Raw genomic sequence first — 16,736 nt, forward strand, 5'->3', positions numbered from 1 at the left:
ATATTAATTTCTCATTTATGATAAAGAAATACTCTTTTCTAACTCTACTATTATTCCTTTTTGCGCATACTGCTTACTCACAGTTAAGTGATTTGCATTATTTACCGCCGTTAAAACAAAGCTCTGATAGACAAGCGGTTGTCCAACAAGCGTTTTATTTATCAACCCCAGAGGCAACTCCTTTTACGGTGCAAGTTTTTCAAGGTACAGGAACAACTGCTGTGGCTACTTTAACCGTTTCTAATGGCAGTCCCATAAAATATGATTTAGCAGATGGTGATAACAATATTACGCTGGTAACAAATGTAAATACAGGAGAGAGATTAACCAATAGTGGACTGCGATTTGTTGCCGCTAGTGGAAAAAAATTCTATGTGAATTATCGTGCAAGATCAGGAGCTCAAGCCACTTCGTTAACTTCAAAAGGAAGGCAAGCACTTGGTAAAGAATTTAAATGGGGAGGAATTCCGAATAGGGCCAATAATGCTTCTTTGACCAATACTTTAGGAATTATGGCTACTACTAATGGTACCGTGGTCACCATTAAAGGTTATGATCCCAATTGTGTCTTTAGAAAAGGAAATACTAGAGGTGCAATCACAGATGATATATTAACTATTAATTTGGATGCAGGAGAGTCTTTTGTCTTAGAGGCATCACCAAACGAAGCAGAAGCCAATAGAGATGGTTGGTTAGGAGCTTCGATTAGCGCCACACAAAATATTGCTATTAGTAATGGGGGATTAAATGTAGGAATCAGGGCAGGCTCAGGCTCGCGAGATGCTGCTATTGATCAACCAGTTCCTCAGAATATCGTAGGTCGTGATTATGTATTCGTACGTGGAAACGGAACTGATGAAACTGAATTTCCTATCATCATAGGAACTCAAAACGGAACCGATATTTTTGTTAACGGATCTTCCACTCCTATTGCAACAATAAATAATGGGGAATATTTTGAAATTCCAGGAAGCAATTATTCCTCAGGCAATATTGGTGCCAATATGACTGTGATTACTTCAAAGGAAGCATATGCTTATCAATGTTTAGCTGGTTCTAGTGGTATACAAACTATAGGACTTAATTTTATTGCTCCTGTTAACTGTTTGCTTCCTGATAATTTGAGCAACATACCCGATATTAGAGATGTAGCAAATTTAAATTTTACGGGGGGAATTACAATTCTTGCCTCTACTTCTACTCCAAATAGTAATATCACTGTTACTGATGGTTCAGGAGTCGTTGCGTTACCAGCACCTACAAATGCTGCGGGATTACCTTGGAAGTCCTTTTTTGTCTCCAACTTAACAGGGAATGTGTCCGTTCAATCAACAGGTCCTATTGCCGTTGGTTTTATAGGAGTAAATAATAATGCAGGTATTGCAGGATATTTTTCTGGTTTTGATACTGTACCTGTTGTTGATTTAGAAATCACAGGTGGTGGCTGTTTACCAGGTTCAGATCTAAAAGAGCTATCGGGAAGTTTTGATGCCTACCAATGGTTTAAAGACAATACTATAATTCCAGGTGCTACTTCTAACATATATACCCCTTCAACTCCAGGTGATTTTTTTGTAAGAGTAACCAAAGGAGGGTGTACTTATGATTCCTCTATATTATCAGCTTATAATTGCGACCCTGAAATTATTTTGACTAAAACAGTTGATAAAAGTAATGTCCTCGAAGGTGACACCGTAATTTTTAAAGTGAGTGTAAAAAGCTTAGGTGTAAATCCTGTAACCAATCTAGTTATAAACGATTTGCTACCGGCAGAACTTTCATTTGTATCCGCAACAGCTGTGCACGGAACTTGGACTGCACCTAATTGGAATATTGGAACAATGACCAGCGGTGAAGTATTTAATATTTTTATTACTGCAAAAGTTAATGAGGTCACTGCTAGTTCAACGGTTATCAATACCGTTTCTAATACCGAAGATATACCTGAGGCAGATGTACAAGTAGACGATGATACAGAACCAATTAATATTACAAATAGCGAAATTGATGTTACTAAGACTTCATTAGCAGCAGCTGATGGAAGTTATGATACTTTGGGTGAAATTATTAATTATTCCATTGTTGTCAAAAATACGGGTGATACTAACTTGACCAACATTACACTTACAGATCCAAAGGCAGATACAGGAAGTATATCACCATCATCTGTAGCGACTTTGGCAATAGGTGCTTCAACAACATTTACTGCAACCCATACAGTAACTCAAGCAGATATTGAAGCTGGACAAGTAGTAAATCAGGCTACAGCCAAAGCTACACTATCAAACGGTTATGTGATTTCAGATGTATCCGATGATCCTACCAATGCAACTAGCACAACTAATGATCCTACGGTCACACCTATCATCCAGAAAGGAAAATTAGTTTTAGAAAAGATCGCACAACCTGCAGCTGATGGCCTTTATGACAACTTAGATGAAAAAATTAATTACGAAATAAGAGTTATCAATACGGGAAATGTAAGTCTAAATAATATTACCGTAACCGATCCAAATGCAGATGTAGGAACTATTCTTCCTGCTGTTTTAGCAAACTTACCGGCTGGAGAATCTGCAGTTTTCTCAGCAAAACACACCATTGTACAAGCCGATTTTAATGTTGGTAAAGTTTCGAACATAGCCACTGTTACTGGTACTGAACCAGTAGGTGGAGCTACAATTACAGACCAATCTGACGATCCAACGACCGCTGCTCAAAATGATGCTACAGTAGTTTCTGTCCCTGAAATTGGTAGACTTGAAGTTACTAAAAGAGATGCTGCGCCTGCAGATGGTAGTTTTGATACTGTGGGTGAAATTATTACTTACACTATCTTTGTAAAAAATACAGGAACGGTCACATTAACGAATCTGAATATTATTGATTCGAATGCAACAGGGATTATACTAGAATCTACTACAGGCGTAGATGGTGACACTAGTGACAAATTTGTAGATGAAATCGACCCAGGAGAAACAGCTACATTTATAGCAACTCATGTTATCAAGCAAATTGATTTAGATAATGGAAAAGTACAAAATACAGCTACAGCTGGAGCTCAAGACCCCGGTTTAGGAAGTGTTACAGATTTATCTGATGACCCTGACAATCCAAACAATACAATTGACGACCCTACGATTACTTTACTGACTGCTAAACCCTCTCTAGTAATTACTAAAACAGTAAACGATGAATTGAACGTTGCAGTGGGACAGAATCTAACGTATACCTACGTTGTCACAAATAATGGTAATATTACTATTGACAATGTTTCTATAAGTGAAATACATGTTGCTAATGGCACTTTATCATTGCCTGCTATTCAAAGTACAACAGGAACCGACAATGATACTTCAAACAACAAAATCGAAATTTTGGCACCTGGTCAAACAGCTACGTGGACGGCTACTTATTTGGTCAATCAAAATGATATCAACAACCAACAAGATATTACTAATACCGTAACTGCGACTGGAACACCTAGAAATACTAGCGTTGCTCTTACTAATCCTACCGCTGCAAAAACAGTTACAGTTCATCCTATAGAGACCATCTGTAGTAATGCTATGCTAAACCATGATTTGACTACTGATGGTCCATTTTCAGGAGCTTCATTTTCTTGGGTTGCTGTTGCAAATGACGAAATTACAGGAATATCAAATACAGCAAAAACTACTTCCGTAATTAATGATGCACCTACGAATCAATCAACATTTGATCAAATCGTTCAATATAATATTACGGTTAAAAATGCAGCTGGAATAACAATAGATACTTATAAATACTTAGTAACTATTCACCCTGAATTAGAAGTACCAGAAAATGATGAAATTATCGTGCAATGCGCTTCGGAGATAGTTGAACCTGATGCTCCTATAGTTTTGGATTATCAAGGAGTTTCAGTTACACCTGTAATAACATCAAGTGTGACAGGAGACCAAACGTGTGAAGGAAGTAAAACATACACATATAAATATACGGATTGCGGAAATAATGTTTCAACATATACCTACACATATATTATTGACCGCACAACAGCACCTGCAACTCTTCCTGCAAATGGAGCTAGCACGGTAGAGTGTATCGCTAACGCTACTACTCCAACTCCTCCAACTGGAATCAAAGATGTTTGTGGAACTACGATTACAGCGTTTTTAGCTTCTACAGTAGATTCACCTGCAACTTTATCTTGTGAAGGAACAAGGACTTATAATTATACCTATACTGATTGTTCTGGTTTAGTTTCGAATTGGAAATATACCTATACAATCGACTTGACTACAAAACCAATTGTTCCTGTTAACGCAAGTTCGACTGTAGAATGTCTTGCTAACGCTGTTCAACCAGCTGCTCCAGCAGTTACTGATAAATGTGGAAACGCACTTACGCCAGTGATCACTGCTTCGGCTGATCCTGTTTGTGAAGGAACTAAAGTTTATACCTATACATACACTGACTGTGCTTCTAATGTTTCGGTTTATACCTATACTTACACAATTGACTTGACTACAAAACCAGTTGTTCCAGCTAATGCTGGTTCGACAGTAGAGTGTCTTGCTAATGCCATTCAACCAGCTGCTCCAGCAGTTACTGATAAATGTGGAAACGCACTTACGCCAGTGATCACTGCTTCGGCAGATCCAGCTTGTGAAGGAACGAAAGTGTATACCTATACCTATACTGACTGTGCTTCTAATGTTTCGGTTTATACCTATACCTACACGATCGACTTGACTACAAAACCAGTTGTTCCAGCTAATGCTGGTTCGACAGTGGAATGTATTGCTAATGCCGTTCAACTAGCTGCGCCAGTGGTGACGGATAAATGTGGAAATAATATTATACCTGTAATCACTGCTTCGGTTGATCCTGTTTGTGAAGGAACTAAAGTATATACCTATACTTATACTGACTGTGCTTCGAATGTTTCGGTTTATACCTATACCTACACAATTGACTTGACTACAAAACCAGTTGTTCCCGCTAATGCTGGTTCGACAGTAGAGTGTCTTGCTAATGCCATTCAACCAGCTGCGCCAGTGGTGACGGATAAATGTGGAAATAATATTATACCTGTAATCACTGCTTCGGTTGATCCTGTATGTGAAGGAACTAAAGTGTATACCTATACATACACTGATTGTGCTTCTAATGTTTCGGTTTATACCTATACCTACACAATTGACTTGACTACAAAACCAGTTGTTCCCGCTAATGCTGGTTCGACAGTAGAATGTCTTGCTAATGCCATTCAACCAGCTGCGCCAGTGGTGACGGATAAATGTGGAAATAATATTATACCTGTAATCACTGCTTCGGTTGATCCTGTATGTGAAGGAACTAAAGTGTATACCTATACATACACTGATTGTGCTTCGAATGTTTCGGTTCATACTTATACCTACACGATCGACTTGACTACAAAACCAGTTGTTCCAGCTAATGCTGGTTCGACAGTGGAATGTATTGCTAATGCCGTTCAACTAGCTGCGCCAGTGGTGACGGATAAATGTGGAAATAATATTATACCTGTAATCACTGCTTCGGTTGATCCTGTTTGTGAAGGAACTAAAGTGTATACCTATACTTATACTGACTGTGCTTCGAATGTTTCGGTTTATACCTATACCTACACAATTGACTTGACTACAAAACCAGTTGTTCCTGCTAATGCAAGTTCGACTGTAGAATGTTTGGCTGATGCTGTTCAACCAGCTGCTCCAGCAGTTACTGATAAATGTGGAAATGCACTTACGCCAGTGATTACAACTTCGGCTGATCCTGTTTGTGAAGGAACTAAAGTGTACACCTATACCTATACTGATTGTGCTTCTAATGTATCGGTTTACACCTATACGTATACGCTTGACTTGACTACTAAACCAACTGTTCCAGCTAACGCAAATTCGACTGTAGAATGTCTTGCGGATGCAGTTCAACCAGTTGCTCCGCCAGTTACTGATAAATGTGGAAATGCACTTACACCAGTAATCACCACTTCGGCTAATCCTGTTTGTGAAGGAACGAAAGTGTATACCTACACATACACTGACTGTGCTTCTAATGTTTCAGTTTATACCTATACCTACACAATTGACTTGACAACAAAACCAGTTATTCCAGTTAACGCAAGTTCGACTGTAGAATGTTTGGCTGATGCTGTTCAACCAGCTGCTCCAGCAGTTACTGATAAATGTGGAAATGCACTTACACCAGTAATCACCGCTTCGGCTGATCCAGCTTGTGAAGGAACTAAAGTCTACACCTATACATTCACTGATTGTGCTTCTAATGTTTCGGTTTATACCTATACTTATACACTTGACTTGACTTCTAAACCAGATGTTCCTGTTAACGCAAGTTCGACTGTGGAATGTTTGGCTGATGCTGTTCAACCAGCTGCGCCAGTGGTGACTGATAAATGTAGAAATGCACTTACGCCGGTAATTACGGCTTCGGCAGATCCAGCTTGTGAAGGAACTAAAGTATACACCTACACTTATACTGACTGTGCTTCGAATGTTTCGGTTTATACCTATACCTACACAATTGACTTGACTACAAAACCAGTTGTTCCGGCTAATGCCGGTTCGACAGTAGAATGTCTTGCTAATGCCATTCAACCAGCTGCTCCAGCAGTTACTGATAAATGTGGAAATGCACTTACGCCAGTAATCACTGCTTCGGCTGATCCTGTTTGTGAAGGAACGAAAGTGTACACCTACACTTATACTGACTGTGCTTCGAATGTTTCGGTTTACACTTATACGTATACACTTGACTTAACCTCTAAACCAGTTGTTCCTGCTAATGCAAGTTCTACTGTAGAATGTTTGGCTGATGCTGTTCAACCAGTTGCACCAGTGGTGACTGATAAATGTGGAAATAATATTACGCCAGTGATCACAGCTTCGGTTGATCCTGCTTGTGAGGGAACGAAAGTGTACACCTATACATACACTGATTGTGCTTCTAATGTTTCGGTTTACACTTATACTTACACTCTTGACTTGACTTCTAAACCAGTTGTTCCTATTAACGCAAGTTCAACTGTGGAATGTTTGGCTGATGCTGTTCAACCAGCTGCACCAGTGGTGACTGATAAATGTGGAAGTAATATTACACCAGTGATCACTGCTTCGGCTGATCCTGTTTGTGAAGGAACGAAAGTCTACACCTATACATACACTGACTGTGCTTCTAATGTTTCGGTTTATAACTATACTTACACTCTTGACTTGACTACAAAACCAGTTGTTCCTGCTGATGCTGGTTCGACTGTAGAATGTTTGGCTGATGCTGTTCAACCAGCTGCACCAGTGGTGACTGATAAATGTGGAAATAATATTACACCAGTGATCACTGCTTCGGCTGATCCTGTTTGTGAAGGAACGAAAGTGTATACCTATACATACACTGATTGTGCTTCTAATGTTTCGGTTTATACCTATACCTACACAATTGACTTGACTACAAAACCAGTTGTTCCAGCTAATGCTGGTTCGACAGTAGAGTGTTTGGCTAATGCCGTTCAACTAGCCGCTCCAGCAGTTACTGATAAATGTGGAAATGAACTTACGCCAGTAATTACGGCTTCGGCTGATCCTGTTTGTGAAGGAACGAAAGTTTATACCTATACATACACTGACTGTGCTTCTAATGTTTCGGTTTATACCTATACTTACACAATTGACTTGACTACAAAACCAGTTGTTCCAGCTAATGCTGGTTCGACAGTAGAGTGTCTTGCTAATGCCATTCAACCAGCTGCTCCAGCAGTTACTGATAAATGTGGAAACGCACTTACGCCAGTAATCACGGCTTCGGCAGATCCAGCTTGTGAAGGAACTAAAGTGTATACCTATACATACACTGATTGTGCTTCTAGTGTTTCGGTTTATACCTATACCTACACAATTGACTTGACTACAAAACCAGTTGTTCCTGCTAATGCTGGTTCGACAGTAGAATGTCTTGCTAATGCCATTCAACCAGCTGCTCCAGCAGTTACTGATAAATGTGGAAACGCACTTACGCCAGTGATCACTGCTTCGGCAGATCCAGCTTGTGAGGGAACGAAAGTGTATACTTATACTTATACTGATTGTGCTTCGAATGTTTCGGTTTATACCTATACTTACACGATCGACTTGACTACTAAACCAGTTGTTCCTGCTAACGCAAGTTTGACTGTAGAATGTTTGGCTGATGCTGTTCAACCAGTTGCTCCAGCAGTTACTGATAAATGTGGAAATGCACTTACACCAGTAATCACCACTTCGGCTAATCCTGTTTGTGAAGGAACGAAAGTGTATACCTACACATACACTGACTGTGCTTCTAATGTTTCAGTTTATACCTATACCTACACAATTGACTTGACAACAAAACCAGTTATTCCAGTTAACGCAAGTTCGACTGTAGAATGTTTGGCTGATGCTGTTCAACCAGCTGCTCCAGCAGTTACTGATAAATGTGGAAATGCACTTACGCCAGTAATTACGGCTTCGGCTGATCCAGCTTGTGAAGGAACTAAAGTGTACACCTATACATATACTGACTGTGCTTCTAATGTTTCGGTTTATACCTATACTTACACAATTGACTTGACTACAAAACCAGTTGTTCCGGCTAATGCTGATTCGACAGTAGAATGTTTGGCTAATGCTGTACAACCAGCTGCTCCACCAGTTACTGATAAATGTGGAAATGCACTTACGCCAGTGATCACTGCTTCGGCTGATTCTGTTTGTGAAGGAACTAAAGTGTATACCTATACTTATACTGACTGCGCTTCTAATGTTTCGATTTATACCTATACTTACACAATTGACTTGACTACAAAACCAGTTGTTCCGGCTAATGCTGGTTTAACTGTGGAATGTCTTGCTGATGCTGTGGAACCAGCTACGCCAGTTGTGACTGATAAATGTGGAAACGCACTTACACCGGTAATTACGGCTTCGGCAGATCCAGCTTGTGAAGGAACGAAAGTGTATACCTATACTTATACTGACTGTGCTTCTAATGTTTCGATTTATACCTATACTTACACAATTGACTTGACTACAAAACCAGTAGTTCCGGCTAATACTGGTTCGACAGTAGAGTGTCTTGCTAATGCCGTTCAACTAGCTGCTCCAGCAGTTACTGATAAATGTGGAAACGCACTTACGCCAGTAATCACTGCTTCGGCTGATCCTGTTTGTGAAGGAACTAAAGTGTATACCTATACTTATACTGACTGCGCTTCTAATGTTTCGATTTATACCTATACCTACACGATCAACTTGACTACCAAACCAGTTGTTCCAGCTAATGCTGGTTCGACAGTAGAATGTTTGGCTAATGCCATTCAACCAGCTGCTCCAGCAGTTACTGATAAATGTGGAAACGCACTTACGCCAGTGATCACAGCTTCGGTTGATCCTGTTTGTGAGGGAACGAAAGTATACACCTATACGTACACTGATTGTGCTTCGAATGTTTCGGTTTATACCTATACTTACACGATCGACTTGACTACAAAACCAGTTGTTCCAGCTAATGCTGGTTCGACAGTAAATGATATTTCAAAAGCTATTCAGCCTACCACTCCTACCGTTATCGATAATTGCGGTAAAGCAATCATTCCAGTTGTTACTGAAAATGCGAGTCCTGTATGTGATGGAACTAAAATATATACATTCACCTACACTGACTGTGCCGGAAATAGTGACGTTTATGTTTATACTTACCAAATCGACGTGACTTCAACATTGGTTATTTCGAATAAAAACAGAATCTCATGTAGTAGTGTTCCGTTAAACTATGATTTAAAAACGGTAACGCCATTGGTCAACCCAACTTTTCAATGGTCTGCAATTGACAACCCTAATGTAACTGGAGAAAACAATAGCAGCGGAACGATATTAAATGACATTTTAGTTAATAAAACAGGAGTTGTTCACACTGTAAAATACACTATAACTCCTTTCAACAATAAAGGATGTGAAGGTCCTACATTTGATATCACAGTTACTGTGAACCCTGAACCTTTTGTAGCAATAATGCCTACAGCAACTATCTGTAGCAACATTCCTTTGAACCATGATTTAAATGCTGATGTTAACGTTACAGGAGCAAACTTTAAGTGGACGGCTGTAAATAATCCTAATGTAAGTGGTGCAACAACTACTGTTAGTAGTAGCACTACAATTACAGACACATTGATAAATACTACGGGAGTTGTTCAAACTGTAATTTACAAAATTACACCCGAGTCTACAAAAGGATGTACAGGTGCCGAATACACCTACACGGTTACCGTAAGTCCTGAAGCTAAATTAGTAGTTACTAAAACTACTCTAGCTGCAACAGATGGTGCTTATGATAGTCTTGGAGAGGTTATTAATTACCAAATTACAGTTGAAAATCCGAACGAAGTAGCACTGAACAATTTGTCAGTGACGGATGTAAACGCAGATGCTAATAGCATTAGTCCGCTTACAGTTCCTACGGTTGCAGCCTTTACCAGTGTTGTATTTACAGCTTCACACACAATTACTCAAGCTGATTTAGACGCTGGCTTTGTAGATAACTCTGCTACAGGAACGGCTTTTGACCCTTGTGGCACTACCGTAACAGATAGCTCTGATGATCCTACTACCGCCGCTGCAAATGATGCTACAAGAACAATTATAGTACAAAAACCAGTAATTGCTTTAGAGAAAACATTCCTATTTAACGATGAAAATGGTGATGGTATAACTCAACTTAATGAGACAATTACTTACCGTTTTAAAGTGACTAATACTGGAAATGTTAACCTGACAGGAATCCAAATAACAGATCCTTTAATTACTGTAAATGGAGGACCTATTAATTTAGCTCCAACAGCAACAGATGCTACTACTTTCTTTGGAACGTACACCTTAACCCAAGGAGTGATTGATGCAGGTAGTTTGACTAATTCAGCAATTGTAACTGCGGTAGATCCAAAAGGAAATGAAATTAGTGACATCTCTGATGATCCTAAAGACAGCACAAATGCAGATATCAATGGAAATGGAAATCCAGATGACAGCACTATTTTTACAATAGTATCTAAACCTGAATTAACATTGAAAAAAACTGGTGTGTTTATTGACGCTAATGGCGATGGATTAGCCCAAGCTGGTGAGCAAATCGAATATACATTTGACGTGACTAACACTGGAAATGTAACAATGAGCGGCATTACAATTAGCGATCCATTAACCGCTGTTAGCGGAGGACCTATTGTATTAATCCCAGGTCAAACTAACAGTAGCACTTTTACTGCTGTATATACTTTATTGCAAGCTGATGTAAATAACGGAACCGTTGTAAATACGGCAACAGCTTCTGGGAAAGCTCCTAATGGCAGCACTGTTACAGATGCATCTGATGATCCTTCAACTATAGCTGATAACGATGCTACTGTGACAAAACTGACTCAAGATGCTCAGATGACCTTGTTGAAAACATCGGTATTTAAAGATGAAAATGGTAATGGTTTCCCTGAGGTAGGTGAAACAATTGATTATATATTCAATGTGAAAAACAATGGAAATGTAACCTTAAATGACATTAAAATCTCAGATCCGTTGATTACTATTTCTGGAGGTCCTGTCACTTTACTTCCTAACAAATTAGATGTTGTCACTTTCAAAGGTTCGTACACACTAACCTTAAATGACATCAATGTGGGGACTGTTATAAATAGTGCGACAGCTACAGCAAAAGATCCTAACGGAGATGTGGTTACAGCCCTATCTGATGATCCTACTAATTCTAGTAATGTTGATACTAATGGTGATGGACACCCTGATGATAAAACGGTTACTAAGTTAAAAGCGAACCCGAAGTTATCAGTTAGTAAAACGGGCGTTTTCAATGATCGAAATGCAGATGGAATTGCACAAGTAGGCGAACAAATAACATACACATTTGATGTTAAAAACATTGGAAACGTAACGCTTAGCAACATTACTATAACAGATGCATTAGTAACTATAAGTGGTGGTCCAATAACCTTGAATCCTACTCAAAATGATACTACTACTTTTACTGCAATATACACGATCAAACAAAGTGATCTTGATGCTGGTAAAGTAACTAATACTGCAATCGCGTCTGGTGTGAGTCCGAACGGGACTATTGTTAAAGACACATCTGATGATCCTAACAATGGTACCAATCAAGATACCAATGGAAACGGTGAGCCTGATGATGCTACAGTAACTCCTCTTCCAGGAAAAGGAATTATTAGCTTAATTAAAGTAGCTTTAGCACCAGCAGATGGAGCTTATGATACTGTAGGGGAAGCTATCAATTACAAATTGACAGTGACTAATACAGGGAATATCACCCTTACAAACGTAATTGTAACTGATGCTAATGCAGATACTGCAAGCATACTTCCTGCTGTAATTGCTACAATTGCACCAGGAGCTAGCGCCGTTGTAAATGCTAAACACACTTTAACACTTGCAGATATCAATTCGGGAGGAGTGACAAATAGCGCGTCAGTAACATCAAAAGATCCTTTTGGAAATAACGTTACGGATATCTCTGATGATCCAAACAATACGAACGATGATGATGCAAATGCAGATGGTGATCCAGATGATGCAACTCTCACTCTTGTTACACAAAAACCATCGTTGTCACTAGAAAAAACAGCTACTTTTAACGATGAAAATAATGATGGATTACCACAATTGAACGAGACAATCACGTACAATTTCAAAGTAACTAATACTGGAAATGTTTCGCTTTCTAATGTGCGTATTACAGATCCATTAGTAACTGTTAACGGTGGTCCTATTTCACTGGTACCTGGACAGATTAACAGCACAACATTCTATGCAACATATACCATTACTCAAGCAAACATTAATGCTGGAGCTATTGAAAATTCTGCTACTGTGAATGCTAAAGATCCTAAAGGAAATACAGTATCAGACACTTCAGATGATCCTACTAACGCCACAAATAATGACGTTAATGGAGATGGGGAACCAGATGATACAACGGTAACACCATTAGCTACTAACCCACAATTGACTATTACTAAAACAGGTACTTTTATAGATGCCAATAGTGATGGACTTGCGCAAGCAGGTGAAACGATTAAATATCACTTTGATGTAACTAACAGTGGTAACGTAACAATCTCTGGAATAACAGTAGCTGATGCACTTGTAACTGTAACTGGAGGACCTATTACGCTACTGCCTAAGGCAAGAAACACAACAACTTTTCAAGCTGTTTATGTTTTAACACAAGAGGATGTAGATTTAGGTTATGTAATTAATACGGCTACTGCTTCTGGTAAAGATCCAATGGGCAACACCGTTTCTGACAAATCAGATGACCCAACAACGTCTGCTAAAAATGATGACACCACCACTACTCTAGCTAGAGAATCGCAGTTGTCTTTATTTAAAACAGCAACATTTAATGACGAAAATGGAGATGGATTACCCCAAGCAAATGAAACAATCAATTACAAATTTGACATCCGTAATAACGGTAACGTAACTGTATTTGATGTTAAAATTACTGACCCAATAGTTCCTGTTATAGGAGGTCCTATCGATTTAAGTCCTGGACAAATTGATGATGTAACTTTTACTGCTGTTTATACCATTAAACAGTCTGACATTGATTCAGGTTCAATTTCTAACTCTGCTATTGCTGCTGGTCAAGATCGTGACGGAACAGCCGTAACTGATGTAAGTGATTTCTCTGATGATCCAGACAATCCTAATGATATCGACTTAAATGGAGATGGTGATCCAGATGATCCTACTGTGAGTGCTCTTACAGGTAAAGCATCTTTATCGTTAACTAAAATTGGTACTTTTAATGACTTAAATGCAAATGGTTTTGCAGATGTAAATGAAACAATTAGCTACGCATTTGAAGTGACCAACACAGGAAATCTTTCGATTAATGCTATTGTAATCACTGATCCATTAGTAACAGTAACGGGAACAGCAATCAATTTGGCTCCAAGCCAAAAAGACGCTACTACTTTTACGGCTCTTTACACCATTACTCAAGCAGATCTAGACGCTGGACAAGTAACCAATTCAGCTACTGTCGCTGGTCAAGATCCTAAAGGAAATACGGTTAAAGATACTTCTGATGATCCTGCAAATACTGCAAACGTTGATGATAACAACAACGGAAATCCTGACGATCCTACAGTGACTTCGTTCCCTGTACAAGGTAAAATAAGCATTACAAAAACAGCCGTAATAGCTGCAGATGGTGCCTATGATACTTTAGGTGAGAAAGTGGTGTATACTATTGTTGTTACAAATACCGGTAGCACTACATTAACAGCAGTGACTGTTACAGATGCTAATGCAGATAGTGGTAGCATTGTGCCGCAAACAACAACGGTACTAGCTCCAGGGCAATCTGCAACTGTAGCGGCTACTCACACTATTACGCAAGCCGACTTAAATGCAGGATTGGTAAGCAACTCAGCAACTGTAAAAAGTACCGATAAATTAGGCAACACGGTTTCAGATATCTCTGATGACCCTACTAACCCTACAAATACGGATGCAAATGCTGATGGTGACCCTGATGATGTAACCGTAACGGCATTAGTACAAAAACCAGTTCTAGCTCTTACAAAAACAGCAACAATAGCTCCTGATGGTTTATGGGACGAAGTAGGTGAAGTTATTCTTTACAACCTAGTACTAACAAATACAGGAAATGTTACGCTTACTAATGTAGCAGTGGTAGATCCTAATGCAGATGTTGCAAGTGTACTACCTGCTAACTTTGTAAAATTAGAACCAGGACAAAAAGTGTTACTTACTGCCTTACATACGATCACACAAAGTGACTTAGATGCGGGTAGCGTAACAAACTCTGCCACGGCAAATGCTGTAGATCCTAAAGGAAACCCTGTAAGCGATTTATCTGATGACCCTAACAATCTAGCTAATGTAGATGCTAACGGAAACGGAAATCCAGATGATGCGACAGTAACTGCCATTCCGCAAACAGCGACAATGGACCTGACTAAGGTAACAGCTACTCCTCGATTTACAAATCTGGGTGATATTCTAACCTATACTATAACAGTTAAAAACACTGGAACAGTAAGCTTATTAAATGTCGTTATACAAGATAACAATGCAACTTTCACAAGTACAAATACAAAAAATACCTTGAGCCCTGGTGCAGTATTTATAGCAACTGCGCAACATATTGTAACTGCAGATGATTTACTCTTAGGTTTTGTCGACAATAGTGCAACAGTAACCGGAATGATTCCATCTTCAGGGGTTGTAGTTACAGAGGATTCTGATGACACAAATGACGCAACAAATGTAGATATTGATGGCGATGGAGATTTTGAAGATCCTACTACTAGTTACCTAGATACAGATAGCGATGGTGTTGCTGACATCATAGATATTGACGATGATAACGACGGTATACTAGATACTGTTGAAGGTACTGTCGATAGCGATGCAGACGGATTTATCGATAGCCTAGACATTGATGCTGATAATGACGGAATTCCTGATAACGTAGAAGGACAAGCTACAGAAACGTACATCGCTCCTACTGGAATCGATGCCAATCTAAACGGTCTTGATGATGCCTACGAGACGGGAACTACACTGGGGATTACTCCTGTAAATACTGATGGTACTGATTTACCAGATTACCTAGATGATGACTCAGATAATGACGGCGTTACAGATACCATTGAAGCATTTGATAAAAATCATGATGGAATCCCTGATTTGTTCCTTTCAGGAAATGATGCTGATCATGATGGATTAGATGATAGTTTTGAAGGTAGTAACACCCTAGATGGTTTTGTGGTGAATAACGGACTTAGAAATGGTAGTTTAGATACTAACAATACTGACCTAACAGACCAACCTGATTATCGCGATACTGACGATGATAATGATGGCGTATTTACCATCTATGAATTAGATCCTAATGGTGACGGAAACGGACCTGATGATACTGATAATGATGGAATTCCTGACTATTTAGATACAGATGATGATGGTGACGGAATTTCAACTAGAAAAGAAGGTGCAGATCCTAACGGTGACGGAAACCCGAACGATGCTATAGATGCTAACGCAAACGGAATCCCTGACTATCTAGAGGTAGGGAACTTTAACCCTAACATACCAGATGATGAGATTGAAGTATACAATTACGTTTCGTCTAATTCTGATGGTAAAAATGATGTACTTGTATTAGGAAGAATCTTTGAATTCCCTGAAAACACAGTTGAAATTTACAACCGTTGGGGTGTGCTGGTTTACGAGACTAAAGGATATGGAACAAGAAACAACTACTTTAGAGGGTACTCTGAAGGTAGGGTAACCATTTCTAAAGATGATAAACTTCCATCAGGAACCTACTTCTACGTGATTAAATATAAATCAGGTAGTAATCTTAAGAGAAAAGCAGGGTATCTATTCTTGCAACAGCAATAATAATTAGAGTAAGTAATTAGGGCTATCCAGAATATTTTGGATAGCCCTTTTTTTATTTTTATGAAGGAGCTAATCCTAGCTTTCACTGCATTCTTTTCTTTAAAAATGTTTTATTCTAAGCCATAAAAGGAGCTTCTTACAGTCGCTCTTTTACGTCAAGATAAAATACATTTCTATAGAAAAGGAATTCCGCTTCAGTTAGGGCTAGAACTCGGTGCACTCATCATACTCATC

General features: G+C 39.1%; 1 protein-coding gene. It reads left to right on the forward strand.

Annotation, left to right across the window (positions count from 1 at the left end; all coding sequences use genetic code 11):
• The first annotated feature begins 17 nt into the window (after window positions 1-17).
• A complete protein-coding gene (locus HNQ00_RS01825; RefSeq protein WP_217425238.1) occupies window positions 18-16,502 on the forward strand; it encodes an HYR-like domain-containing protein in 16,485 nt (5,494 codons plus the stop codon).
• The last annotated feature ends 234 nt before the right edge of the window (window positions 16,503-16,736 follow it).

Origin of the sequence: Flavobacterium aeripolare (assembly GCF_013294025.1) — a bacterium.
Taxonomy (GTDB): domain Bacteria; phylum Bacteroidota; class Bacteroidia; order Flavobacteriales; family Flavobacteriaceae; genus Flavobacterium.

What these genes read in the sequence shown, in the direction of transcription:
- HNQ00_RS01825 (WP_217425238.1), top strand. Translation starts at nt 18, where the DNA reads ATGATAAAGAAATACTCTTTTCTAACTCTACTATTATTCCTTTTTGCG.